The organism is Rhodococcus sp. 077-4, assembly GCF_047782425.1.
Taxonomy (GTDB): Bacteria; Actinomycetota; Actinomycetes; order Mycobacteriales; family Mycobacteriaceae; genus Rhodococcoides.
In genome coordinates this window covers 262,043-287,402 of sequence record NZ_JAJPWC010000004.1, presented here as the reverse complement: position 1 = coordinate 287,402, position 25,360 = coordinate 262,043, and the positions used below count along the sequence as shown (strand labels likewise).

21 protein-coding genes and 3 pseudogenes are annotated in these 25,360 nt (G+C 62.4%); 15 read left to right on the top strand and 9 right to left on the bottom strand.

The window, feature by feature from the left end; all coding sequences use genetic code 11:
- Nucleotides 1-274 precede the first annotated feature (274 nt).
- The 3 genes and pseudogenes from ACNEOT_RS21740 to ACNEOT_RS21730 form a co-directional block, all read right to left on the bottom strand.
- The gene (locus ACNEOT_RS21740; RefSeq protein WP_155289232.1) at nt 275-427 is read right to left on the bottom strand and encodes a hypothetical protein; all 153 of its coding nucleotides are present in this window, start codon (nt 425-427) and stop codon (nt 275-277) included.
- 139 nt (nt 428-566) lie between these two features.
- Nucleotides 567-758 (bottom strand): annotated as a pseudogene (locus ACNEOT_RS21735) (helix-turn-helix domain-containing protein); the annotation flags it as partial.
- Between the two features lie 99 nt (nt 759-857).
- Nucleotides 858-1,355: pseudogene (locus ACNEOT_RS21730) on the bottom strand (translation initiation factor IF-2 N-terminal domain-containing protein); the annotation flags it as partial.
- 341 nt (nt 1,356-1,696) lie between these two features.
- Between ACNEOT_RS21730 and ACNEOT_RS21725 the strand changes: the two are divergent.
- Together ACNEOT_RS21725 and ACNEOT_RS21720 are read left to right on the top strand one after the other, a co-directional pair.
- The gene (locus tag ACNEOT_RS21725) at nt 1,697-2,173 is read left to right on the top strand and encodes a hypothetical protein (protein ID WP_415976681.1); all 477 of its coding nucleotides are present in this window, start codon (nt 1,697-1,699) and stop codon (nt 2,171-2,173) included.
- Nucleotides 2,174-3,093: 920 nt separating this feature from the next.
- Nucleotides 3,094-3,765, top strand: coding sequence for a hypothetical protein (locus ACNEOT_RS21720; protein ID WP_032402303.1), 672 nt, complete (start codon nt 3,094-3,096; stop codon nt 3,763-3,765).
- Between the two features lie 542 nt (nt 3,766-4,307).
- Here ACNEOT_RS21720 and ACNEOT_RS21715 read toward each other — a convergent pair.
- On the bottom strand, nt 4,308-8,600 hold the full coding sequence (locus tag ACNEOT_RS21715; protein WP_415976680.1) for a hypothetical protein: 4,293 nt from the start codon (nt 8,598-8,600) through the stop codon (nt 4,308-4,310).
- Nucleotides 8,601-10,103: 1,503 nt separating this feature from the next.
- Between ACNEOT_RS21715 and ACNEOT_RS21710 the strand changes: the two genes are divergently transcribed.
- From ACNEOT_RS21710 to ACNEOT_RS21690, 5 genes are all read left to right on the top strand, one after another.
- Nucleotides 10,104-11,324, top strand: a complete 1,221-nt coding sequence (locus ACNEOT_RS21710; protein ID WP_415976679.1) for a low temperature requirement protein A — start codon at nt 10,104-10,106, stop codon at nt 11,322-11,324.
- Between the two features lie 377 nt (nt 11,325-11,701).
- On the top strand, nt 11,702-12,448 hold the full coding sequence (locus tag ACNEOT_RS21705) for a GntR family transcriptional regulator (RefSeq protein WP_415976678.1): 747 nt from the start codon (nt 11,702-11,704) through the stop codon (nt 12,446-12,448).
- A gap of 68 nt (nt 12,449-12,516) precedes the next feature.
- The gene (locus ACNEOT_RS21700; protein ID WP_415976677.1) at nt 12,517-13,839 is read left to right on the top strand and encodes an MFS transporter; all 1,323 of its coding nucleotides are present in this window, start codon (nt 12,517-12,519) and stop codon (nt 13,837-13,839) included.
- Complete coding sequence (locus tag ACNEOT_RS21695) at nt 13,836-15,218, top strand: acyclic terpene utilization AtuA family protein (RefSeq protein ID WP_415976676.1); 1,383 nt, start codon at nt 13,836-13,838, stop codon at nt 15,216-15,218. The genes ACNEOT_RS21700 and ACNEOT_RS21695 overlap by 4 nt, the downstream gene beginning before the upstream one ends.
- A complete protein-coding gene (locus tag ACNEOT_RS21690) occupies nt 15,215-15,523 on the top strand; it encodes a DUF4387 domain-containing protein (protein ID WP_415976675.1) in 309 nt (102 codons plus the stop codon). Before ACNEOT_RS21695 ends, ACNEOT_RS21690 begins: the two co-directional genes overlap by 4 nt.
- A gap of 163 nt (nt 15,524-15,686) precedes the next feature.
- On the opposite strand, the gene ACNEOT_RS21685 is transcribed toward ACNEOT_RS21690, so the two are convergent.
- Nucleotides 15,687-16,541 carry a sensor histidine kinase gene (locus ACNEOT_RS21685; RefSeq protein ID WP_415976674.1) on the bottom strand — a complete coding sequence of 285 codons (855 nt, stop codon included), beginning with the start codon at nt 16,539-16,541 and terminating at the stop codon, nt 15,687-15,689.
- Between ACNEOT_RS21685 and ACNEOT_RS21680 the strand changes: the two are divergent.
- The 3 genes and pseudogenes from ACNEOT_RS21680 to ACNEOT_RS21670 all read left to right on the top strand — a co-directional run.
- Nucleotides 16,498-16,920: pseudogene (locus tag ACNEOT_RS21680) on the top strand (DUF6226 family protein); the annotation flags it as partial. The gene ACNEOT_RS21685 and the pseudogene ACNEOT_RS21680 sit on opposite strands and share 44 nt — an antisense overlap.
- Nucleotides 16,921-17,017: 97 nt before the next feature.
- Nucleotides 17,018-17,230 carry a hypothetical protein gene (locus ACNEOT_RS21675; RefSeq protein ID WP_415976673.1) on the top strand — a complete coding sequence of 71 codons (213 nt, stop codon included), beginning with the start codon at nt 17,018-17,020 and terminating at the stop codon, nt 17,228-17,230.
- Between the two features lie 27 nt (nt 17,231-17,257).
- Entirely contained in the window at nt 17,258-17,740 is a 483-nt protein-coding gene (locus tag ACNEOT_RS21670; protein WP_415976672.1) for a GNAT family N-acetyltransferase, read from the top strand.
- 108 nt (nt 17,741-17,848) lie between these two features.
- Here the strand turns inward: ACNEOT_RS21670 and ACNEOT_RS21665 are convergent, their stop codons facing one another.
- Genes ACNEOT_RS21665 through ACNEOT_RS21655 form a run of 3 tightly spaced genes read right to left on the bottom strand, consistent with a single transcriptional unit; the run spans nt 17,849 to nt 19,826 of the window.
- On the bottom strand, nt 17,849-18,151 hold the full coding sequence (locus ACNEOT_RS21665; protein WP_415976671.1) for a WhiB family transcriptional regulator: 303 nt from the start codon (nt 18,149-18,151) through the stop codon (nt 17,849-17,851).
- A gap of 20 nt (nt 18,152-18,171) precedes the next feature.
- On the bottom strand, nt 18,172-18,945 hold the full coding sequence (locus ACNEOT_RS21660) for an SDR family NAD(P)-dependent oxidoreductase (RefSeq protein WP_415976670.1): 774 nt from the start codon (nt 18,943-18,945) through the stop codon (nt 18,172-18,174).
- Nucleotides 18,942-19,826 (bottom strand): sugar phosphate isomerase/epimerase family protein, encoded by an 885-nt coding sequence (locus ACNEOT_RS21655; RefSeq protein ID WP_415976669.1) that lies wholly within the window; start codon nt 19,824-19,826, stop codon nt 18,942-18,944. Before ACNEOT_RS21655 ends, ACNEOT_RS21660 begins: the two co-directional genes overlap by 4 nt.
- Nucleotides 19,827-19,996: 170 nt before the next feature.
- Between ACNEOT_RS21655 and ACNEOT_RS21650 the strand changes: the two genes are divergently transcribed.
- From ACNEOT_RS21650 to ACNEOT_RS21635, 4 genes are all read left to right on the top strand, one after another.
- Nucleotides 19,997-21,355, top strand: a complete 1,359-nt coding sequence (locus tag ACNEOT_RS21650; RefSeq protein WP_415976668.1) for an MFS transporter — start codon at nt 19,997-19,999, stop codon at nt 21,353-21,355.
- A gap of 71 nt (nt 21,356-21,426) precedes the next feature.
- A complete protein-coding gene (locus ACNEOT_RS21645) occupies nt 21,427-22,257 on the top strand; it encodes a transketolase (protein WP_415976729.1) in 831 nt (276 codons plus the stop codon).
- Complete coding sequence (locus tag ACNEOT_RS21640; protein ID WP_415976667.1) at nt 22,254-23,243, top strand: transketolase family protein; 990 nt, start codon at nt 22,254-22,256, stop codon at nt 23,241-23,243. The genes ACNEOT_RS21645 and ACNEOT_RS21640 overlap by 4 nt, the downstream gene beginning before the upstream one ends.
- A 113-nt stretch (nt 23,244-23,356) precedes the next feature.
- Nucleotides 23,357-24,016, top strand: coding sequence for a GntR family transcriptional regulator (locus tag ACNEOT_RS21635; protein ID WP_415976666.1), 660 nt, complete (start codon nt 23,357-23,359; stop codon nt 24,014-24,016).
- On the opposite strand, the gene ACNEOT_RS21630 is transcribed toward ACNEOT_RS21635, so the two are convergent.
- The gene (locus ACNEOT_RS21630) at nt 24,013-24,933 is read right to left on the bottom strand and encodes an alpha/beta hydrolase (RefSeq protein WP_415976665.1); all 921 of its coding nucleotides are present in this window, start codon (nt 24,931-24,933) and stop codon (nt 24,013-24,015) included. The genes ACNEOT_RS21635 and ACNEOT_RS21630 overlap by 4 nt on opposite strands.
- Nucleotides 24,934-25,144: 211 nt before the next feature.
- On the opposite strand from ACNEOT_RS21630, the gene ACNEOT_RS21625 reads away from it, so the two are divergent.
- The gene (locus ACNEOT_RS21625) at nt 25,145-25,354 is read left to right on the top strand and encodes a three-helix bundle dimerization domain-containing protein (protein WP_415976664.1); all 210 of its coding nucleotides are present in this window, start codon (nt 25,145-25,147) and stop codon (nt 25,352-25,354) included.
- Nucleotides 25,355-25,360 lie beyond the last annotated feature (6 nt).

Here is a 25,360-nt window from a genome sequence, read left to right as displayed (position 1 = left end):
ACGGGCAAAGCGGTCTTCTCATCTGGTGACGTGGTGGCCCCAGGAACCGCGAGAGTGATTCGACGCGCTTCCTCGTCTGTGGCGTGAAGATGCGGATTACCCTTCCGCGCACCAAAGCAGGCTGTCTCGCAGCCGGGTGTTCAGACCGGCTCGGGTTCTGACTGGCCATCGTCGGACCGGCGCAACAATTGCGCTTTTTGGAGCTGAACTGGCGTTTTGCGGCAGATTTTGGACAGACTTGTCCCTCCCACAGAAGTCGTGCTTTTTGCTCGGCCTACTTGCTTTTGTTCTTCGCCTCGGCGAGACGGACGGCGCGTTTGTTCGCGCGATCCGACACCAGGGGAAGAAGTCGCAGCACGAACCATCCGACTGCGTAAAGCGAAGCAGGGACGAGCACCTGATGGTCCGCAATTGTCGCGAGCATCATGGGCACCTCCGCTTCTGGGGGTTGCCACCAGTAGATACCGGTGGACCTGAACCGCAACGTGGTCCGTTGCGGAGTTCGGCATGCCAGATAGGCATGAAAAAGCCCGCTCAGAAAGAGCGGGCTGTGACTTCCGGTCCGGTCAGTCCGGGTAGAAGTATGCGGCGCGTTGAGCGAGGTAGGCCTTTCGCCCGCGGTCGTCCGCGGCGATCAGTACGAGTCCAATTTTGAACAGCCAACCGTGGGTTCCACGATGGCTGGGGGAAAGGTGACCGCGATGAACCCAACTCCGGACGGTCGACGGTGAAACCTCGAAGAGACGTGCCACCTCGTTGGTGGTGATAAGCCGGTTGTAGTAGGCGGGTGGCACGTACAACTGCGAAGACAAGGCGGCATCAACGGTTCTGGTGCGCGTCTCATTGCGAACTCTCAATACGTCATCGCGGTCGTAGAGCCTCGCCCGGCCGCGCTTGCCTCGACTCGGCAAGTAGCCGCGGGAGGCCCACTTCCGGATTGTCTCTGGCGTGACACCCGCTACCGCGCTGGCCTCGCGTGCAGTGACGAGTTGGCTCAAGGACGGAGCACTCGAGGTGCGGGGGAACGGTCGCGCTGCTGGGCCTGGCCTAAGTGGTGGAGGTAGGGGGCGGGGTGAATCAGGTTGCGGGTACCGCGACACCTTTTGTGCTTGAGCAGAATACGGACCAGCTCGTCCTCTCTGCGTAGGCCATGCTTCGGGGCCTGCCAGGTATGGATTCGTCGACGGCGCGGCTGTGGGTCGGAACGATTCGCGTACGCGACGTGCGACCGGTGCCTCGACTGTAGAGGAAGCAGACTTTACGAATTCGCCCTGGGCCTTCAGCGTCGCGAGCACTTCTTTGGCGCTAACGCCCAACTCTGTCGCCAGCTCGTGCACCCTGGCTTTTCCAGTCATGCCCCTCACCCCCCAGCGCAAGTGTGACACTGCAACGCGCGTGAGCGATTATGTTCCGCGCGATTACATGACTCCGCTGCTCAAGGCATAAAAATGTCCTCCCAGCAATCTGGAAGGACTTGTTTTCGATACAACTCTGCCGCAAAGACATTTTGCCACCAAAAGCGGAATCCGTCAAGCGGTCGGACGAGCGACGCCGCAACCTGAGTCGCCACCGCTTCCCCTCGCTCGAATGCAACAACCGTCTATCGGAAACCTCGCGTCAAGATATCTTGACGGTGCGATAACTGTCGTACTCGCGCAAGCGAAGGACAGTCGGTGGCCGCCGGTAGCGTCGCGGCATGTCGCCACGACGGAGCACTCAGCCCACGGCATACCGCTACGAGTGGTTGCTGTTTGTCGACTGGTGCATCGCCGTCGACATCGACCCGCTGCAAGCCACGCCAGCGGTATTGGCAGAGTTTCTCGGTGACCATCCCGCGAGCGACGCTGTGCAGTTACGTCGGGTCTCCGCTGTCAACCGTGCCCATCTCGATGCCGGGCACTCACCGCCGGGGCGGGTGACGTCGCTTCGTCTCGCGCTCGACTCCGCCCGGGCCGACAGAGTGAGTCGGCGAGCCGCGTTGTACTCGGCTTTGACTACCGCGTTGCCGAGCACCGGCTCGACCGAGGCACTATTCGGTCGACGCGACGCCGTCCTCCTGCTCCTCGCCGGAGCCGGACTGTCTTACAGAGCGATTGCCGCGCTCGACCGCTCCGACATCGACACCGTCGACGACGTTGATCGCCGAACACCTGCAAGGCGACACCTTTCCTGAGATGAGCGGTTGGCTGGACCGGCCGGGACCGGTCGCGGTGCCCATCGACCGATGGGGCCACCTGCCGATGCCCGTCGCTGCGATGACCGCCGCGGACATCGGGGCGGTCATCGACGCACACCGCACCGGCAGCACACCGCAGCACACCCCGCGCCGCCGAATGCGGCGGCCGGATGAGCTTCACCGCGGCGAACCCCCGACGCCTGTCGACAGGAGTCGAGGTTCGTCGAGCTCGGCTCGGAGTACTACCGCACCGGTATCGAGGCACGCCGCCGCGCCCACGCTGCCCTGGCCGATGTCCCCGGGCTGGTCGATGACGTCGAGGACCGCATCGAGGCGCTCTGTGGCGGGTCACGGCCTCGACGGCGGCGCGGGCACGGACGTACGCCTCGCGGGCGATCCGATTGTGGTCCAAGTTGCTACTACGAATGTTCGACATGAGGGGTCTCACTGGAGCGTCGGCCAGCTCACGACCCACTGTCCCGCGCGATGCGAACGCGCAGAGACCACGGTCGTGCTGGATGGACGCTCGACCGTGACCGTCATCGACGGTCGAACAGTTGCATCGTAACCCAAGGCGGCTACGGGAGCGCAGGTTCAGCTCATGACTACTGTCAGACTGCGCTGGCTCGCATCGTGTGCGTCGTTACTGGGAGCAAGTGGAAGTGCACAGCGGGTCTCGGACCCGCCCGAGCAGAACCAGCTAGTCATGGAAAAAGAGAAGCCGCCGTTCCCATTGCGGGCGACGACGGCTTCAGTAACCCGGACTAAGCCGGGAATATGCATAGAACTGTAGCGTGTGGCCGGTGCTTGTACAACCCACCCCCGCCCAGCAGGTCGCCCTGACCTCCGTGACCGCCGGTTCGCGACTTGCTCCGTTCCGACGAGCGTGCAGCGGCCATGAGGGGCCTGCTCTGTCGATGTACCTGCTCGACGCCAAGTTGGCGTCACACATTCACGGCCATCTGCGCATCGTCGAGGTCGTGTTGAGGCAGCAGATGCATGAGGCACTCAAAGTGCAGTATGGGGCACGATGGTTCGATAGTACGAGCGGCGCAGGGTTGTCCGCCGAGGCACGCCTAAAAGTCGCCGGAGCGTACGACGATCTGAACCCCCGACGATCTCGGTCTCGGATGCAGCCCGCGCCGGCTGCAGACAAGGTCGTCGCAGCTTTGATGATGGGGTTCTGGGCCGGTCTGCTACGAACACCGCGCGACGTTGACCACGAGGCGACGCTATGGGTCCCTGCTCTGGAGAAGTGCCTCAACGACCGGCGGGATCCGCTGGCGCCCGAACTGACAATGTCAGCCGCCCAGAAGATCCTTCAACGGCTGAACTGGGCAAGGAATCGAGTCAACCATTGCGAGAGCGTGATCTTCGGGTTCCCGCAGCCAGGCCAGAGACAGGGTGGGCAACTCAGATATGCGCCGGCCAGCATCATCGAGGAGTGTCGAACACTCGTGGGCCGGTTCTCGACTGACGTCGAGGCATGGATGCGGTCGAGTACTGCGATCGATGACTTGATTGCTGATTCGGCGGCGCAGAACGCGCTCGCCTATAGCTCAGCGCAACGTGGCCGTGTTGTCGTTTGACGGGGGGAGCTTGTCCAACCGTCATTCCGGCGGGATCCGAAAGGCTGGGCCGCGTGGCTCGGACGGAGCACGTCGGGTCTCCTGGGGATTTTCGGCCACCGGCGCGTGTGTCGAACAAAGAGTTTCCGGGCAAGGGGGAATGAGCGATGGTGCTACGTGTCGCCGGTGGGGGTCCGGATGGTCCGGGACACCATCGTGAAGTTAGGTGACGGATCGGTGTGGCGCCAGGACGAATACCGCTACTTATACCGGCCCGAAGCGGCCGTCGCAGCGGGCAAATGCAGGTCGCCGGCATGAACAAGGCGGTGAGGGTGCGACGACTGTAACGCCCGAGATCGGGCTCGCTGGCGAACTACCTGGCGGGGTTGCTCCCGTCCTGACCCAGTTTCCTGCCCGGCAGAGGCTTCCATTCGCTCGTACCCGGCTGCTGTGACCCGTAACGGCGCGGGCGACCCTGACGGTGCCCAGCGTTAAGCCGTGCAGTGGATCGTGCCGTCGGTCAGCCCCAGTTGGGTCTCGGCCCGACGCGTTTGCGGCCAGCCTCAGGCTGTAGCCGGGCCTTCCGGCCCCGAAGGGCTGGTTTCGACTGTGGGTGTTTTGCGGCGAGACCAGCTGCTGGGGACGGGGAGATTGCCGTTGATGACGAGGGTGACGACGACTGATGGGGAGTGGGGTTCGGTCATACCGTGTTGTTGGGGAGTGAGAACGAAGAGGTAGTTCTCTGGAGTGCCGATGGGGAGCAATTTACGGCTCATGTCGAGGATGACGAGGATGGAGAGGCGGGTGCCGTCGGCTGCTGCGTATTGGGTGGGTTGGCCGATGTACTTGGGTGCGGTTTCAGACGTGACCGGTTGGTCGCGGGCGACTTTGAGTTCGGCTGTGATCCCGTCGTGACGAGTGTCGAGAAATCCGAGAGCGAGTGGTGTGCCTCGTTCTACGCGGCCTTCGAGGGTCGGGTCGGCGAGGAGTGCGGTGTGGAGGTCGTTGTGGAAGTCGCGTTCACGGATGTGGTGGCCGCGGCGGTACTTCTTATTCCAGGTCATGCTGAGCCCGATGCGGGAGATGGCGTTGAGGAGTCGGGCGAACGCTTGGATGTGTCCGTAGGGGTATCCGGCGGAGGCGAGGTTTTCGTAGATGGCGTGAAGGCGTTCGTCGAACACTTCGTACTCGGTGGTGGCGTCGCGGGCGTGGTCGTAGGGGCGAACGCGGATTTCGCGGTGGCCGGCGACGTCTAGGTCTTGGATGACGGGGTTGCCGTCGGTGTCGGCGCCGCGCCAGGTGAGGCGGATGAGAACGGGCGGTGCGTGTTGTTGGGTGGGGACGGAGTAGCGGATGTGGAGTGAGCCTGTGCCCTCGAAGGTTTGAGGGTCGCCGGTGTGTTCGTTGCGGGTCCAGGTCAGCGCTGGGCGTTCGAGCTCGGCGTGGTTCAGGGTGCTGATGAGTTCGGCGTCGAGGCGAGTTGCCCATGCTGGCCAGGGGTCTGTTTGGACGTTGAGGGTGAGGGTGTGGGTGAGGTTCGGGTCGATTATGGCTGGTCCGGTGAGGAGCTTGTCGTCGATGTAGACCAGTGCAACGGCGACGTTTGGGCTTTCGGGTTCGGGGTCGGCTGGGGATATCCAGGGGCGGTCGCGGGTGCGCGTGTGCTCGCTTGAACGGATAAACAGCAGCGGGGTGGGGAGCTGTGCGGCTTGGTTGGTGATGGTCGCGACCTCGAGGGGGTCGTTGCTGGCGGCGAGAGTTGCGCGGAGTTCGCGTGCCCGCATTAGTAGGGGGTCGTCGAGCCGGAAGTCGGTCAGGTCGATCGCAGCGGCTCGGCGTTGTGCGGCGGTGCGGTGTGCTTGGGCTTGAGCGAGGTCGGCGTTGAGGTCTGCGGCTTCGGCCCCAAGGTGGTGGGCGACGGCTTCGAGGAGTTGGGTGGTGACGTTGAGGCCACGGTGGGTAGCGGTACCGCTTGACTTACGCGCGTTACGTAGCGCTTTGGCGTGCTCGCGCAGGCGGTCGGCCCGGTTGGCGACCTGTTCGGCGGGGTCATACGCCGTGACGTTTTGTCTGGCTAGGACGGCGGCTACGGCGTCCGGATATGGCAGGTTAAGGAGGTCGCAGACGGTTGCAGCACGGGTTGCGGTCGCGTGCTCGAAAGGTTGGAGCCACTGCTTGTCGTCGCCGGTGAGGGCTTGGCTGAATTGGAGGGCGGTCGCGAGGTCGTCGAGTGCTGCGGTTACGACGGCGGGGTCGTTAGTAGGGTTGTTGTTGGCATCGCGGCTGGTGAGAGTGGTGTGGAGCTTTGCGGTGGTGAGGGCAAGATTGGTGAGTGCTCGTTGGGTGGCGTGCGCTTCGTTGTCGGGGTTGTTGTTGTAGGCGTCTTGGAGGAGCTTGACGGCGGCGTCGCGGCTTTCGACTCGGGCGAGAACTTCGGCGTACTCGAGGGCTCCGTAATGAGACTCAGGTGAGTGGCGGGCGCCGACGTCGATGAGCTTGTCGGTGATGCCGAGAAGGCCGATACCGCAGTCGAGGAGGCCGTTGAGAGCTTCTTCGGCTTCGTCGTGTTGCCGAATGCCGTAGGTGTGGCGGGGTGCGTCGGTGAGCCATTGGCGAGCGAGGTCGGTCGTAACGCGGGCGTCAGATTGCCAGCGTTGTTGAATGACTTTGCTGGCTTCGTGCCATTCGAGTTCAGGTATCCGGGCGAGTGCCGCTCTCTCGAGCGTGGCAAGAGCGTCGAGGTTGGGAACGTGCCGGCGTAGCGCGGAGAGCGCGGTGAGGACGAGTTCGAGACGGCCGGGTAACTCAAGGTTGGCTGCGAGGTGGCTGGCATAGACCGCGAGCTGGACCTTGTCTTCCACCCGGGTCCAGGTGAGCCGTGTGGCTGCCTTGAGGACTGCATCGATCATGACGATGTACGGGTCATTGACGAGTGCGGGGAGGAGGTCGGAGACGGTCGAGGGGACCGGGTGGCGCGACCCGATTTCCGTCCAGGCTTTAACCGCGGAGGACCTGAGTCCTTGGTCGGCGTCTACGAGGTAGGTGTGCAGGGTCGGGAGAATTGCTTGGAGGACGCCGGGTTCGTCGCCGTATCTGCGGCCAATGTCTCCGAGAGTCTCCAGGAGTGGCATCAGGACTTCGACCCCGAGGTTGTTGTCGCGTTCGACGGTGACAGTGGCACAGATGGTGGCGCACACGGCGACTGGGTCGGTCACTGCGGCCTGCTCAACCATACGAAGGAGGCGGCGGGAACCTTGGTAGAGGCTGTTCAGGCGGCCGTAGGCTTTAAGCCCAGCGAGTCGGTCCGGTTCGGCGGTCGTTTCCAGGCGTTGGGTGGGTGCTTTGAGTCGGTGATGGGTCAGTGCGATGAACGCACCGAGGGTCGTGTCGATGTGGGGTTGAAGGGCGTTGCTGGAGCGGCGATGGCTGATGTTCTCGATGGCTTCGCATGCCTCGAAGGTGACGTCGTGGCCCCATGACTCGTCTGTGTGTGCGATGAAGAACGCGAAGGCGGTGTCAATGACCGCTTGTGACGCGGAATCGTCGATGACCGGGTCATGGGGTCGTCGGAACCTGTTGTCGGGGTCGACCATGTTGACGGCGTGACGTGCTGATCCGATGAGGCCTTTGCGGATGTCTTCGGAGGCGTACTGGCCGGCCTGCTCGAACAGCGGGGCGACGCGGGCTGGGTCTGCAATGAGGATGCGGGCCAAGGTCCGTTCGGCTGAACCCATGGTGCCGGTGTCGTAGCTGTCGCTGGGAGGCACGCCCAGTGAGGTCGCGAGGTTGGGAAGCAGGGCGACCGCTAGGTCGAAGTGGGTTGCTGCAAGGTGCTCGATAGCGCCAGCGGCGGCCCGGCGGTCGAAGTCGGATGCGCGGGGTCGTTCAATGCTCGGGGCAAGGATGAGACCCGTGTTTTGGGGTCTGGGAAGCATCGCGGCCAACGTGTCCTTGACCAGGTCGGGAGCCAGATCGGCGAGGACTCGAACGGGCCCGGGGTCGTTCGCTGCAATGACGGGGTTAGGCCCAGAGAAGTGGTAGTCGTCGGGTGTTTTGGAACCGGCGATAACCGCTGCGTTGCGGATGGTATTCCCGTCGATCCGGTCGTCGGTCACCTGCGTGGGGTGGTCGGACAGGCACCGGCCGGCCTCCAGGCTCGCGCGGTACTTGAGGACTCCAATTGCAGTGGCTACCAGCCGTTTGGCGAGGTCGGGCTGTTTGGCGCTCAGGTGACGTAACGGCTCAAGGACTTCGACGATGCCAATTGTCTCGACGGCGTCGAATAATTCGTCGATGATGCCGTCGTCGAACCGTTCATGCGCCCGGCCAGCGACCGCGGTCAGGCGCTGCCGGGCCTTGTTTTGCTCCTCAGGGTCCGGGTCGGCTTCGGGGTCGGTGTCGAGGATGTCGAGGTCGTCCAAAATGTTGGCTGCGGCAGGGTCCGCCGTCGCGCGTAGGCTTCGGCGCCTTTCAATCCGAGCCGTTCGGAGCACCCCGAGATCGCGACGCCGTTGAGCAGCTTCGGCTTCTTGTGCCTGCGCTTCGGCTCGATCTTGCTGGTACTTGGTTCCCAGGTTCGGCAACCGTCCGGTCGGGTTACGTTGAGCGCACCCGATGCAGTGGTTGGTGTAAAAATCGAACGCGATGTGTTCCAGCTGCATTCCGGAGGTGTCTCCGATGACGACCTGGCACTCGATCCGACGGGAGTTTAGCGGGAGCCCGGTCGCCTCTTCGAGCATGCCCTGCCCGCCTGACTGGATGAAGCGCATGCTCTGGCAGTGGTTAGTCGCCAGGTCCATGATGCGGGCGTTCTTTTGACCGAGCGCGATGTAGCTCGCGTAGTCGTCCTCGTTCATCATCAATCTCATTACGTCCCGGGCCGGCAGAGGCCACCAGTATTCCGTACCGGACCGACACGCCAGCCATTTCACCGGGTTGACCGGTTCCGTCGCGCTTGGGAGGTCGTAGCGGGCTACGCGGTGAGCAAGCCCGGTCGGTTACCTCCTCGGAGGGGTGCGGTGTGATGCGGCCATGCCGTGTCACCCACCGTCCGTGCGGCGGACCCTCCTACACGATCATGCCGGTGGCGGCTTCCGGTTACACGAATTCAGCTACGACGGCGCCTATGCGTTCGGGCACGGAAACGGCCACTCCGACGGGTGGATTCGAAACGGCGGCCGCATTCACTGCTAGAAGGGGGTCCATCGTCGCGCAGGCCCAATGGCCTCGTCCCGGGTGGGGAGTGCACTCAGACTGCCCGGATGCCTGGGGCGAGGTCATCACACCTGCGTCGAAATCGACCATACCCTCAAATCTGCTGCGAGAGTGAGGTCCTCGGTCTCGCCTAACATAATCAATGGTATCGGCAATCTTTCGATCAGCTACCCATCTCAAACACTTGGAAACGTTTGCGGTGCGATGGCGTTATACAGCCCCCAAACGGTGTCACGAGCCGGCTCTGCTCTCGCGATCGCCGATTCAAGTGAAGAATGAGGGCTACTGGGTTGGCTGCGTTGACACTGAGCAAAGGGCAGGTTCGTCTGCACAACTAGGTCTGGGTAGGCGAGAGACTGCCGGGGTTCCGCAAATTGCCGACACGGTCGCCGATTGTTCTCATTGGCGCGTACCGTGAGCTGACGGTGTCGTCCTTGCGAGCTCATCACTTTGGAATGAGGTGGAGTTGAATGTCCATGGCGGTCCGTTTGGACAATGACGCACCAAACGGGATCCCGGTGGACCGCGAGCAGGTCTCCAGTGGTCATCTTTTACTCATCACTTTGGGCCGGATGCGGATGGATTCACGCGGACGCCGATGGTCACTCGATTCGCCGAACACCCAGCTCAACGGGTCAATGATGGACGCGAGTGCATCCACGTGAATTGTCATCTCTTGTACAGCGGGTCCGGGGTTCGAATTCTTGATGGCGCACAAGAATGACCCCCTCAGTAGCGGAAACGCTGGCGAGGGGGTCATTTTTTGTGTTGGAGTGTCAGGTTTCCTTATCGCTTCGAGGGCAAAGTGACGAGAGAAGATCGGGGTGTTTTACCAGGTCGCGTTCTATTTCGCGGCAGTCGTGATGACTTGATTCCAGAGCCGTTTGTCGTGGGTTTCAAGTGGTGAAGACCCCGCGCATCAGTTCCCTCGACCTGCGCGTCCAGACCATCTACGGCTGGTCATCACTTATTTGTCACTTCGGGCCACTGATCCCAGGTCTTGGACCGCTGATTCGGCGGGAAGTTCGTGTCGGAGGTTCAGTAGTTCTCCAGTGGGCACGTCACCCCCCCATGCCGGGTGCTGCTGTGAATCGAGAGCAGCTGATGCCCGGGGTTGATCGTTCGCGGGCCGGGTATCTTCCGATATGGACAATTCGCCCGAGCGACCCGCGGCCGACAATGCCGGGGCCGATCAATCCACTCCGCTGTTTCAACCGCCTCGACTTCGTACCGAGGACGACCGTGCAGCAACGCGTCTCGAGTTGTTCTTCGACCTCGCCTATGTGCTTGTTATCCACCAGCTTGCTATCGGATTGAAGGACGATCTGGGGTGGCACGGGGTCGCTGTGTTCGCCGGGCTGTTCGCGATCACCTGGTGGTCGTGGGTGACCACGACGTTGTACGCCAACCGGTTCGACACAAACGACGTTCTCTACCGGGTGCTCAAACTCGCCGCCACCTTCGCAGTCGCGGTGATGGCCGCGAGCGCGGGCACGGCCATCGGGGGTAATGGGACGGTCGCTTTCGGGATCGGGTACATCGCAACCCGGGTAATCCTCGCCGGCCTGTACTTCCGTGCGCGACGCCATATCGCCGACGTACGGGTCACGATCGATCTCTATCTGGCGGCCACGGTCATCAGCGCGATGATCTGGACGGTTTCTCTGTTCACTCCATCGCCGTTCACCTACGTCCTGTGGGCGGTGGGCATTGCTGTCGAGGCGGCGGCTCCGTTTGCGGCCACCCGGTGGGGCCGGAACGTGCCGCTGCACCTCGACCACCTTCCGGAGCGCTTCGGACTGTTCGTCATTCTCGTTCTGGGAGAGTCGATTTCGGCCGTCGTGCTCGGTATGCACGACACTTCGTGGGCGTGGTCGTCCTTGGCGGTAGCGGCATTGGGGTTCACCATCGCGGCTGCGGTGTGGTGGATGTACTTCGATATCGCCGGTGCGGAGGCGAAGTTCGAGATTCAGGACGATGACCGGGCGGTCGGAAGCGGTCGAGCCGACGGCTATGTCTACGGACACTTGCCTCTCACTTTGGGGGTTGCTCTACTCGGCGTCGGGATCCAGCAGTACGTTCTGCATCCTGTCGGAGAACTCACCGACGCCGGCCGCTGGATCCTCTGCGGCGGGGTCGTCCTGTTTGTCGTTGGAATTTGTGCCATTCTCGGATGGAGTTCGGGTGACTGGAAGACGGTCTTCCCGTGGCCGGTGTTGGCTGTTCCGGTGGTGCTGGCCGTGGGTGCCGTGGACGACGCACTCCCGTTCGCGTCGGCGATCGTGCTCGCAGTCGGTGCCATCGTGGCAGTCGTCACCGGCATAATTCGGCGGCAGCGGAGTTCGGTGAACACCTCGGAAACCTGATTGCGACGCCCGGCCGATGTCTCCTCGGCTGGGACATCCGCACCTTGGATCACCGTGCACCAGGGCGTCGAACAGCGTGGGGATCTGCGCTTCGTCAGTGTCGGCCGTACTGATTCCGCGAAAGCCGAGATCCCCGCGTTGAATACCTACGGATATCCGACATCAGAGCCGGGCTCCTGCACGTGAGTCTTGGGCGCACTCGTACGTCGAAAGCAACGGCACGTCAAGGTATCTCGACGGTGCGTTAACTGCGCCGAGCGGACCCCTGGTTGCTGAGTCTGCACGCGACTGATCGCGAAGTCCTCGAGTACTGCTGACTAGTGTCCTGCGTGGAAAGCCCCTTGCCATTTGCTATAGCAAGGCGCTACCTTGGTGCCGTGGATCACAAAGCCGCCCCCAGGATGTCGGAGCCAGCGTCCGCGCTCGAGACGCTACCCGCGATTGCAGGCTCGGAGTCGCTTGCTGATCAGGTGTATTCGGTGCTTCGGACAGCGACGCGTCGCGGGGTGCTGACGCCCGGACAGAAAGTGACCGAACGTCAACTCGCTGATCAACTCGACGTGAGTCCCACGCCGGTCAGGGAAGCTTTGAGGCAACTTGTCCATGAGGGGCTGTTCGAACGGACCGGGCCGAGATCCCTGCGGGTCGCGGAGTACGAGAAAGACGTCCGCAGGGAAATCGCCGAGGCGGAGGCCGCGTTGTGTGGGCTTGCGGCGCGGTTGGCGGCGAGAAAGGTGACGAGCGCCTTGATCAACGAGCTCGAGGCAATTCTCGACGAGAGCGATAGTGTCGTCGAGCGGTTGCTCGCCGCGAAGTCACCGCGCGAGCGTGACTCGGACGTCGAGCAAATCCTGACCTTGATGCGTCGCTTTCACCATCGAATCGAGACGTCCACGGGTAACGCGGTCATCGAAGGCCTGTTGTCGCAGTCCAGGGCGTTCACCGACGACGAGCGGCATGACCGAACGCTGATTACAGCCGATCGAGATGCTGCGGCGACGCGGCGTAGGTACGACCAGCATCGCGACATCCTGTCGGCCTTACGAAGTGGAGACGAAAGTCTCTGCGAGAGAATAACAATCGAGCACCACCTCGAAGCGCTCGCGGCTCTGTCCGGCCTGTAACCACCACGCAGTCGATGCCGCTGCGCCAGCAGCGGGCGTTTGCTATAGCAAATAGCTTAGGAGTCCAGATGGATGTATCAACTCCCCGAACGACGTCGGGTCACCGCCGGGTCGACCGCCGTGTCGTACTCCTGATCGGCATTGCGATATTCGCCCAGGAATCGGTGTGGAACTTCTACGACGCACAGGTGCCGGCATCGCTGCAGCGGTACATCTCCTCGGTCGGTCTCATCGGCGCCATCATGGGCATGGACAATGTGATCGGAGTTCTGGTGCAGCCGTTGATGGGACACCTCTCCGACAAATGGCAGTCCGCGCGCGGCGGTCGCCTTCCGTTCATCCTGATCGGCGCCCCGATTGCAGCCGTCCCGTTCGTGCTGATCCCGTGGGCAACCGATGTGGTCTCTCTGATGGTGTGCATCTTCTCGTTCGCTTTGGTGGCCAACGGATTCAAGGCGATTACCGAAGCCCTGCTACCGGACTATGTCGACGCCCCGAATCGAAGCAAAGCGAACGGGTTCATCAAGATAGCTACGAGCTTGACGATCGCAGTGTCGGCCGCCGTGAGCATCTTCGTCGTCGATACATCATTGAAATTGGCGTTCGCCATCCCCGCAGCGCTGATGCTTGTCGCCTTCTATGGATCGGCCTTTTTCCTGTACCGTCGCCGCCGCATGCTCGCGGCCGAAGACAGAGCAGTCAGCCGCCATGGTGACATGCGCGACGGCAACGCGGACGGCGATGTCGACTTCTCGAAGCTGCGTAATGTCTACGCAGAGCTCTTCACCGACCGCGACCGCACCCGAGTTCTGTTGATGCTCGGCATTTTCTGTTTCGCGGGGACATGGTCCGCCCTGCGGTCGCTGACCACACCTTACGGAATCGACGTGCTCGGCCTCTCCAGAGGCGCGTCCGGCGGCTTGGCGCTGCCTGGTTCTGTCGCGTTCCTCCTCGCGGCCGCTCCTATTGCACTCGTCTCCGAACGCGTCGGACAGGTCAAGATGATCTGCTACGGCGCTGCCCTGTTCACCTGCGGACTCGTCGTCGGGTTCCTCTTCCGAACGCACACGGGTACCGCAGCGGCCATAGCGATCTGCGCAGTCGGATACGCAGCTTTCTCCATCAATGCTGCGGTGGCACTGTGGAATTTGGCGCCGTCCGACAAAGTCCTCGGTGCGTACACCGGTCTCTACACGGTGGCGGCGTCGTCGGGAGCCGCACTGGGACCAGCGCTTCTGGGCACCGCCATCGACTTCACCGGCTGGAATTTCATGATGCTCGACGCGGCTGTGCTGGCGCTCGTCACCGTCGCCGTATTCGCAATCATCGCCAGGTCCAATCGCCGCAGGACGGCGAATACTCCATCCCCGATCTCTAGTAGGAGAAAATGATTACAGCGCAGCAAGTTCCGGTTCGGATATACGCGCCCACCGGCGCACTCGGTGCGGGATTCTCTCGCGCCGCCCTGGCCCGAGCCATAGAACTCGACCCACACGTGATCGCCTGCGACGCCGGGTCAACCGACAGCGGCCCCTTCGCACTCGGATCCGGTACCCCGAAGTTGTCGAACGTTGCAGTCCGCCGAGACCTCGAAGCCCTGCTGCTGGCACGCGATCGACTCGACGTGCCTCTCATCATCGGATCCTGCGCGACTGCTGGCAGAGACGACGGAGTCGACCTCGTCGCCGGCATGGTGCGCGACATCGCCGCCGAACACCACCTGAGCATTCGGTTGGCCCGGATCTACTCCGACCAGGACCCCGCCGACATCGAAGCGGCCTGGCGCAAGGGCCTGCTGAACGAGCTGGCCGCCGCCCCGGATTTGACGCAACTCGATTTCCGCCGTAGCCACATCGTCGGAATGATGGGCGTCGAACCCATCGAGGCTGCCGTTCTTGACGGCGCCCAGGTTGTTCTGGCCGGCCGAGCCAGCGACACAGCTCTTTTCGCTGCCGTACCCCACATGATGGGTGCCGATGCCGGCCTGACATGGCACGCTGCCAAGACCGTCGAATGTGGCGCTGCGTGCGCCATACCTCCCGGCGCAGACAGTCTGTTCGTGCACATCCACGACGATCACTTCACGGTCGAGACCTTGACTCCTGACCGACGGCTTACCCCCCGATCAGTTGCCGCGCACACGCTCTACGAGAACGCGGACCCATTTCTCGTCACCGAGCCGGGTGGAGTGCTCGACACCGAGAAGGCCCGATACGAGGCGATTTCAGACTTCTGCGTCAAAGTGTCGGGTGCCGTGTTTCACCCCGCAGAGCAGTACACCATCAAGCTCGAAGGTGCATCGCTGGTGGGGTATCAGACCGTGGTTATCGGCGGTATTCGGGATGCAGTCGTCATCGAGCAACTGCCCGCATTGGTTCCCGCAGCGAAAGCCTACTTCGGCAGCAGGATCGCTGATCTTTTCCCCGACGTCGACCCGAGAAGCATCGATATCGGTTTTCGCTTCTACGGGATCGACGCGGTATTGGGAACCAACGAACTCCCACCCGTAGTCGCCCCACGCGAGATCGGGGTCCTCATCACGATTACTGCGCCCTCGCAGCAACTTGCGCACGACGTCGGAACATTCGTCGCCCACACCTCCTCGCATCTGCCCATACCGCAGTACGACGGGCTGGTCAGTACGATCGCGTACCCGTTCTCGCCGCCCGAGATCGACAGGGGAGCGCTGTACCGATTCGTCCTGAACCACACGATCGTTCCCGGCAGCCCAACCGCAATGTTCCGTACCGAACAGGAGACGATCCGGTGAGTGACTCAATCTTCGACCTGTGCTCGTTGATCCGATCGAAGAACGCCGGGCCGTTCGAGCTGACCTTCGATTTCATGTGCCGAGACCAGTCCAGCTTCGACCGTCTTGTGCGGAGTTCGATGCTCACGCCGGAGTTGTTCGCTCGGCTTTTCGATATCGATGAACAACGCGTGAAACTGTTCAACCACGAGGCCGCCTTGGCCGTCAAGGTCTCCATTCCCCGGCCAGTCGTCCAAGGCAGCCTTGCCGACGCCGACTGCTACGGCGGTCAGCAGTACGCCGTCGTCCTCGACAGCTTGAGGTAGGTAATCCCGGCCGGCTCAGGTGCGTTGCCATCGACCACACATTGTTCCGAACGTCGCGCACGACGGACACGCGCTCTACCCATTATCGCGAACTTTGCAGGGCCCTTCTTCCCTACTCGAAGCGCATCATGTGGGGATCGATTTCTCCCCGTTTATCTGCGGCCTATCTTCGGCGTTCGGCGGTCTCGAATGTCACTGTGAACGTGCTGCCTGACCCGAGTCGGGACTGCACCTCGATCTTCGCGCCGTGTGCACGAATTATTGCCTGAACGATGGCGAGTCCGAGGCCGGATCCGCCTGTGGCTCGGCTTCGACTTGCCTCGGCACGCCAGAAGCGCTCGAACACCCGCGGTAGGTCGTCGGGGCCGATACCAGGGCCGTCGTCGATAACTTTCACAGTCACTCCGGACGACGAACTCTCGATCCGCACGACGACGGCGGTGCCCTGCGGCGTGTGCAGGACGGCGTTTCCAACCAGGTTGCGCAGGACCTGCTGCAATCGTGCTTCGTCGCCGACCACTCTGCCGGGCCCGTCGGACTCGAGGGTGATGTCACGGTCGCTTGAGACGACGAGGGCGTCCTCGACGACGCTTTCGGCCAGCTTCTCGAGTTCGACCGGTTCATGCTCGAGCGGGCGACGCTCGTCCAGGCGCGCCAGAAGTCCGAGTTCCTCGACGACCAAACGCATGCGGCCCACCTCGTTGTCGATGTGGCTGACAGCGTTTTCGAGCTCTACCGCCGTCATGCCGCCCTGTCCGCGCAAGTCGAGCCACCCGGAGATCGTGGACAGAGGCGTCCGAAGTTCGTGCGACGCGTCCGCGACGAACGACCGCACTGTGTTCTCGGCTCGGGCCTGACCGTCGAACGCACGGTTGACTGCATGTGCGAGCTGGTCCGTCTCGCTACGATCGCCGCGCGTAGGCAACCGGTTGGTCAGCGAACCTGCCGCAATCGCCTCGGCGCTGTGCGCCACTATGCTCGAAGGCCGCCTACCCACCCGCAGAACGACAACCGCCAAGGCTAGGAGAGTGAGGAACGCGACGGCGACGATGACTGCCTGGCGCCTAGTGTGCGTCTTACTCGCAGAAGTGGACTCTGAATTCGTCGCCGCAAGCGGGAATTCTCGGGTCTGGCCGAACCCCCATGCCGATGGCGGGCAGGCGGACGAGTCGGAATTCGGACGCTGCTCCGATCCGAACAAGTTCTTGATCGTCGCGATCCGTGCGCAGGCATGGGCAGCGGTGTTACTCGAACGGGGTTGGGCCACCGTCACTTCCGATGTGGACTGGGCGTTCCGCCCGATTGAGTGCGGGGGAGCGGATCTGGTGCTCGCACCGCAAGCTGACGGAGCCGTTCCTTTGGTGTTGACCACCCATCAACCGTCCACCATTGAGCACCCTGTCAACATCTCGATAGCCGCCGGCGACCCAGCGGTCAGCCTGGCGTCGATTCCGGACTTGCGCATGCGACGGATGCGACAGCGGATCCGCAGCGTTGATCGAGCAAATCGACACGTGGATACTCTCTGTTGTCGACGGATCACTCTCTGTGGCTGTCTCGTTCGAGCATTATTCGTTCCGCACATCGTTCCGCAGGCAGAGCGGTCCCGTTCAGAGACTCGACCGGTCCACGACATTCACTGCTGCACCATGGCCGCAGAATTGGAGTGCGCGATCGCTGGTGTTCGAGCGGCCTGATCAGCGTTGACGTCTGTCGGTACGGGATACTCACTCCATGGTGCTCGTCCGTCCGAGAAATCCAGCTGACATACCGGCGTGTGTCGAGGTGCTGAGCGAGGTCCACGAGTCCGATGACTATCCGCACCGTTGGCCACGCGATCCGGCAGGATGGTTGACGCCCGAGAACATGGTGGCCGCGTGGATTGCCGAGAATGACAACGGCATCGTCGGACACGTCGTCATCGTCGACCAGCTCGGTGCCCTCTGGGTGTCCCGACTCTTCGCGCGACCGGGACACCGGGGCTCACTCGTCGGAGAATCTCTGTTGCGGCAGGCATGCATTGGAGGTGCGACGATGCTCGACGTCATCGAGCAGTCCAGTAAGGCGATCGAACTGTACGAACGTACCGGCTGGACGCTGGTCGACACGCGCCCGGCAGCATGGACCATGTCAGACGGCCGAAGGCCTGTCGAGCGAATCTACCGATCGGATCCGTACTCGAATCAACTCGCGAAAGCCGTTCCAACACAACGATGATCGGCGTTCCCGTCCGGCGCGTGTACTAGTACGCGTGGTCTTTTCGGAAACCGCATCATCAGTCCGACATAATCCGAGGTAGATAAACATTCTGCGCGGCATGAGGGTTCAACGGTGTCTATTCGACGGTTCCTCGAAGTGCCTCGTCGCTCTTTCCCGTTCGGTCAGTCCGCCCCAAATCCCGTACGGCTCGATGGAGCGTTCTGCGTGCGAGCGGCACGTATCGAGAACCGGGCACTGGTGACAGATCGCTTTCGCCTCTTCTTCGAGGTGGCGCAGCGTCGGTCCACGTAGTCCGGTGTCTGGGTAGAAGAGCGAGATCGGCATCGTTCGGCAGCGAGCCTGCAGTTGCCATTCCCACACACCGGTGATCGGTGGTGGTAGGTGCACGTCGACTGGCTTGTACTTCATTGTGATTCGCTCTCTGCCACTCAGTGCATGTGGCTTCCGCCGTTGATGTCGATCGTCGTTCCAGTGAGGTAAGCAGCATCCTCGGACGACAAGAACGTGATCACGGAGGCGACTTCGCGCGTGGTCGCAGTGCGTCCGAGCGGAATGCCCTGCGCGATGGCCATCTCCTGTTGGTCGGTGCTGCCGACACGGATGTTGGTGTCGACGGCACCAGGGGTCACAGCGTTGATGGTCACGCCGGTGTCTTCCAGTTCGCGAGCGAGGGACTTGGTGAAGCCGAGCAAAGCAGCTTTGGCCGACGAATATGGAACCTTGCCGAAGACGCCACCGCCGCGTTGCGCCGAGACCGATGACATCGTGATGATGCGGCCCCAGCCCTGCTCGATCATGTCGGGCAGGAATGCCTTGGTCACCAGGTAGGTTCCGGTGGCGTTGACGGCAAAGACCTTGTTCCACAGGTCCAATGTCGTTTCGAGGAAGGGAACCGGCGAGGTGATGCCGGCGATGTTTGCAACCGCTCCCACCGGTGGGAGCGCACCGGAATCCACCTCGGATTTGGTTGCCGCGTATGCCTCTTGGACCGCGGCCTCGTCCGAAACGTCGATGGCGTGGCCGAAGGCGGGTACATCGAAGGTGCCGGCGATTTCGGCTGCGACTTTCTTGGACTTCTCACCGTCCAGGTCGAGAACGACAACACCCCAGCCGTCTTCGGCGTAGCGCTCTGCTGTTGCGCGTCCGATTCCCTTGTCCGACGTTGCGCCGGTGATCACTGCGGTGCGGAACTTTTTGGTCATGATGCCTCCTGGTGAGTGTTGTGTAGAAGTTCGGTGATGAGTCGTCCGGCTGCGGCCGAGGCGTCGGGGCGTTGCTCGTCGGTGACGTCTCGGGTCTCGAGTTCGAGCGTGAAGTGTCCGTCGAATGCTGCAGCCCGCAGTGCGGCGAGGCCGGCACGAAAATCCACCTCACCGCGACCGACACTGACGTTGATGCTTCCGGGCGCGTCGATCGTGTCCTTCCCGACGAGCCGAACGGTCCCACGGGTCGCGTCGCGGATGTGAACATGTGTGATTCGACGGCCGTATCTGCGTGCGAACTCGACCGGGCTGCCGCCCGAGGCGACGATGTGGCTGAAATCCATGACGATTCCGATGTCCGGGTCCAGACGATCCGACAGGGCGGCAGCGCGGTCGGAGTTGCAACACAACCGGAACACATGGAGGGATTCGGTCCAGATATCCACCCCGTGTCGACGCGCGCGTATCAGCGCGTGGTCGAAATTCGCTGCGACGCAATCGAGATCGGAGTCGAGGTTGTCGATGGGTGCGTGATCGATTGCGCCGCAGGGCAGGACGATCGCCCGGGCACCGACAGCGCCGGCCAACTCCAGCAGACCGTGCAGGTGCCCAGAGGCAGCAAGGTCAGTTGTTGGGTCGTTGAGGTCGCCGACGTCGCAATTGATCGATCGGACTACGAGGCCCGAGTCGCGGACCTCGTCTGCGACGTCCCGCACTCCGCGAGCATCCAGGTCGAGGGGCACGTGATCGCATACGCCCGGCAGTGACCCCAGGTCGATCTCCGTGAATCCCAGGTCAGCGATCGTACGCAGCGCGGCGCGCAGCGGTAAGTGCCTGAACGAGATTGTCGAGCAGCCCAGCTGCTCGTCGAACACCGACATCGGCCGTCCTTCCCTCGTGATGCGGACCACAGTAAGCACCTTGGAGGCCTGGAGTCAACCGTCGCCAGTTGACTGTTGACAGTGGCAGTGCAGTAGGTCACACTCGTACTCGTTGACAGTCGACGGTCACCCGGACGAGTTTGAAACCAACACTTCAGCAGGAGAGTCCCATGAGCACTGAAGCTCTTCAGATGCGCGGACCGGTTCACGGCACAAAGGACGCCAAGCGCGTTGCCGTTGGATCTTCGGTCGGTGCTGTGATCGAAACGTACGATTTCATCGGCTTCGGTACCGCTGCGGCGCTGTACTTCGGCACGGCATTCTTCCCTGGCTCCAACTCTGTCACCGGCACACTGGCGGCATTCGCCACGCTCGGTGTCGGCTTTGCGGCCAGGCCACTCGGAGGCATCGTCGGAGGTCACCTCGGTGACCGCGTCGGTCGCAAGCCGGTGCTGGTCGGTTCCCTGATTCTGATGGGCATCGCGACCTTTGCCATCGGCCTGCTCCCCACGTACGCGCAAGCAGGCATCGTCGCGCCCATCCTGCTGGTGGTTGTGCGCATCATCCAGGGCCTTGCCTTCGGTGCCGAATGGGGTGGCGCGATCCTGATGAGCTACGAGCACGCGCCGTGGCGGAAGAAGGGCAAGTTCACCGGAATCGTGCAGGCCGGTTTCCCGGTCGGCCTGCTACTGGCCAACCTGGTATTCCTCGGTAGCGTCCACCTCGGTGGTGACTGGGCCTGGCGGGTCCCCTTCCTGTTCAGCATCGTGCTGGTTGCAGTCGGCTTGATCATCCGATCCAAGGTTCCCGAATCGCCGGTTTTCGACGACGTCAAGGAAGCAGGCGTCTCCAAATCCCCGATCAAGGAAGCAGTCAAGCGTGACTGGCGAAACATCCTGCGCGGCATCGGACTTCGTATCGCTGAGACTGCAGGCTATGCCGTGTCCGTCACCTACATGATCTCGTATCTGCATACCGAGAAGCTGGCCACTACCTCGGAAACGATCACCGCACTCTGCATCGCATCCTTCATCGGGATCTTCGCCACCACCGGATGGGCCGCTCTCACCGATCGAATCGGTCGACGACCTCTTTACATCGCGGTGTGCTCGTTCGCCGCTCTGTTCGGCATACCGATGTTCCTGCTCGTCAACACCGGCATGTTCTTGTTCGTGATCGCCACCATCGTTCTTGCCTATGCCGTGTGCCAGAACGCACTGGCAGGCGCGCAAGGTGCCTGGTTCCCCGAACTGTTCGATGCTTCCCATCGGGCATCCGGTGCCTCACTGGCCTACCAGATCTCTGCGATGGTCTCCGGCTTCACCCCCTTCATCACCACATTGCTGTTCGTGTGGATGGGATGGCTCGGACCGGCCCTGCTGTTCGTCACGTACGCCTTGATCGGACTCGGTTCCGCCATCGTGACCAAGGAGACCTGGGGGCCGACCGAGCGCCGTCTCGCTGCACAGGCAGAACTGGACACTCCCGCTGAATCCGTAATCTCCAGCCGCACAAAGGAACTACTGTGACAACGACAACTCGCGCACCACAGCACGATTCGCGCGACAGCATCGCCAAGGCCGCCGACTTCGCGTACGTCATGCGTCATCACGTCATCGACATGGGCGAGGCCCAGGGGCAGGGGTACGTCGGACAGGCGCTCGGAGCAGCGGACATCTTCGCGGCGGTCTACGCAGATCGCCTGAACTACCGCGCCGACGACCCCCAGTGGGCCGAACGCGACCGCTTCTTGCTGTCGACCGGCCATTACGCCATCGGCCTGTACGCCGCGCTGGCCGCCGCAGACATCGTCCCGGTTGCCGAACTCGAGACGTACGGATCCGATGAGTCCCGGCTGCCGATGTCCGGAATGGCCACTTATACACCGGGAATGGAGATCTCCGGTGGCTCCCTCGGTCACGGGTTGACCGTCGCAGTGGGAATGGCGCTCGGACTTCGACATCAGAACTCGACATCTCGGATATTCAACTTCCTCTCCGACGGCGAACTCGACGAAGGATCGACGTGGGAAGCGGCGATGAGTGCGCACCACCACGAACTCGGAAATCTCATCGCGATGGTCGACATGAACGCGCTGCAAGCAGATGGCCCTACCGCAGGCGTGCTCGGCATCGAACCGGTCCACGAGAAGTGGTCGGCGATGGGCTGGAACGTGCACCGGGTGAACGGCAACGATCCCGCAGCCCTGTCGCATGCCTTCGATTCGGCCTGTGCGGCCGCCGGGCCCGTGGGGAGACCGTCGATCGTCATCTGCGACACCAAGATCGGGTTCGGGGTGCCGCTTCTCGAGAACCGAGAGAAGGCTCACTTCATGCGCATCGACGAGAGTGAGTGGAGCATCTGCCGTGACCAGCTGACCGCGCGCTTCACCGACCCCACATACCTGCAGGAAAACGAGGTTCAGGCATGACCACCACGACTCCACCCAAACTCAAGACGTCGGCGATGATCGCGTCCTTCGTCGATCCCGGGCAACGCACCGCCGACGCTCCGTTCGGTCACGCTCTCGTCGAAGCCGCGCAGAGCAACGACAAGATCGTTGGCCTGAGCGCCGATCTCGCGAAGTACACCGACATGCACATCTTCGCGAAGGCGTTCCCCGACCGATTCTTTCAGATGGGTATGGCCGAGCAACTCCTGCTCGGTGCGTCGGCGGGGATGGCCGAAACCGGTCTGATCCCGTTCGCATCGACCTACTCGGTGTTCGCCGCGCGGCGGGCGTACGACTTTCTGTGTCTGGATATTGCCGAGCCGAACCTCAACGTCAATATCGTCGGCGGTCTTCCTGGTCTGACCACCGGGTACGGGCCGAGCCACCAAGCAACCGAGGACATGGCAATTTTCCGCGGAATGCCGAATCTGACGATCGTCGACCCGTGCGACTCCGTCGACATCTCTCAGGCCGTCCCACAACTCGCCGCGTCCGACGGGCCGACGTATCTGCGGTTGCTGCGCGGCAAGGTAGCGACCGTGCTCGACGAGTACGACTACACCTTCGAACTGGGTAAGGCCAAGGTCATCCGACCAGGCAACGACGTAGTGCTGGTGTCGAGTGGACTGATGACGATGCGAGCATTGCAGGCAGCGAGAAACCTCGAGCGGCACAACATCGATGTCGCAGTGGTGCACACGCCGACGATCAAGCCTTTCGACGCCGAGACCGTTCTTGCCGAATTGAATACGCCTCGATTGGCATTCACCCTCGAGAACCACACCAAGATCGGCGGGCTGTTCGAGACAGTTGCATCGGCGATCGTCGAGCGCGGGCTCGGCAAGAAGGTGGGTGCTATCGCTTTGCCCGACGAGTTTCTCGCCGCCGGCGCATTGCCGACACTGCACGATCGGTACGGCCTGTCGACGTCGAGCATCGAGGCCCGCATCATGGCGAACCTGTAACGCTTGAACCCTCGCAGTCCGAGAAGTCATCGATGCCGGCCCGTACACTCACTGTCGACAGCCGTCTGTCGACTGTCTGCAGCGGAACGTCATCGACGAAAGGAGCCCCCGCCATGGGGCAACCCGGCGCACTTCTCGGACTGCAGAAGACGAACCTGCGCCAGCAGGCCGTCACCGCTCTACGATCCGCCATCACCAGCGGTGAACTCCGGCCGCGCAGTGCTCTCGTCGAGACCGAACTGTCCGAGCGACTGCAAATCAGTCGGGGGACCCTTCGCGAGGCGCTGCGTCAGTTGCAGCAGGAGGGCCTGGCCGTGGTCGGTGCCCGGGGTCGTCTGCACGTGAGGCACCTCGACACCAAGGAAATACAGGACATATTTTCGGTACGCGGAGCTTTGGAAGGGCTGGCCGCAGCCGAAATTGCACAGCACTCCGAACGAGCGCGGATCATCACCGAACTGCGCGCTGCGCTGGAGCTGATGAACCGTGCACCGAAGGACGAGACGCTCGAGGACAGGATCGAAGCCGATCTCGACTTTCACCGACTTCTGTGCCGCTCGGCCGACAACGAAACCCTGCTGCATTCGTGGACGAGCCTCGAAGGTTCGATTCGCATGTCCATCATGTACGCCGGCCGAGACCGTGCACTCGGCAACATGAATGCCGACCGCCACCACGAGATCGTCGATGCCATCGAGGCAGGAGCGCCGGACGGTGCCACCACGGCTGTGCGGGATCATATGGCGTGGGCGGTCAGCAATCTGGTTGCTTAACGGCTGTCGCCGTTCATCAGACGGTCCATCGCGGCCAGATCGACACTGCGGACACGACGCGACAACGCAGTGTCGAACATGGTGAAGCCGTGGAACGCACCTGGCCAACAGTGAAGTTCGACTCGGGTTTCCGCTGCCATGAGTCGTCGCGCATAGTCGAGACCTTGATCGCGTAGGGGGTCGAGTTCGTTCACGGTGAGGTAAGTGGGCGGCAATCCCGAGAGGTCTCCTCGCCGCGACGGCGTTGTGAACTCGTCAGGGGAGCGGCCCGCCAGATAGAGCTGCCAACTGAGCAACGCATTCCTGGTGTTCCAGAAGACGGCGTCGAAACCCTGTGTCATCGAGGGGGTGTCGGCGCTGTCGTCCAATGCCGGTTCGATCAATGCCTGCATCGATAGACGCGGACCGCCGCTGTCGCGAAGTTCCAACGCTGTGCACGCGGCCAAACAGGCTCCTGCGCTGGTTCCGAGCAGACCGATGCGCCCAGGATCACCACCGAGACGGTCGGCCGAGGCCGCTGCCCATTTCACAGCAGTCATACAGTCGGTAACTGCTGCGGGATAGGGGAATTCAGGAGCCAGCCGATAGTCGACCGCTACAACGACGCACGACAGAGCCGACGCGAGCTCTGCGTTACCGACGTCGTTCGATGCGGCCGAACCCAAGGCGAAACCGCCACCGTGCATCTCGACAACGATCGGCATCGCCCGGTCGGGCACCTTCGATGGGGCTGAGATCCGAACCTCGACCGAGTGTCCACCGAACTGCGCGAGGGTATTTCGCACGCTGACCCCCGCGGGTGGCGTAGGTGGGGACCCTGCCGCTGCCGATCGCGCGGCCTCGATGTTGCCGAAGTCCAACGACGGCACATCGGCTACACGGGCCGACAGCTCGGGATCGAGATCGTCGATGTGCATGCCTCACAGGATAGTGGTGTCGAGAGGACCGACAGTGCTCTGCATTCTCGAGTTCCAGTGTGTCGTTCACGCTCGACCGGTGCCGACCCCGCGTGCTCTGGAGTGTGTGGTTGCCCTGAATGACTGCGGGTCGGTGCGCGGAAGGGCATCTGTCAGGACTGTTCTGTCCACAATGGTTGACCACATCGCATTCGGAGCGGATCATTTACCGATGGCAACCACCGAACACGACCACATCGATGCGGTTCGCGATCGCCTCGGCACCGCTTTCCCTCAGCTCCCGCGGCCGACCATCGACGAGACCATCACGTCCGCCTTGGCGCAATTCGACGGGAGGAGCATCCGCGATTTCGTGCCGCTCCTGGTCGAGCGAAAAGCGCGAGAGATGCTGCGCAGCAAAGACGACTCGCAGAAAGTGTGAGTCGAT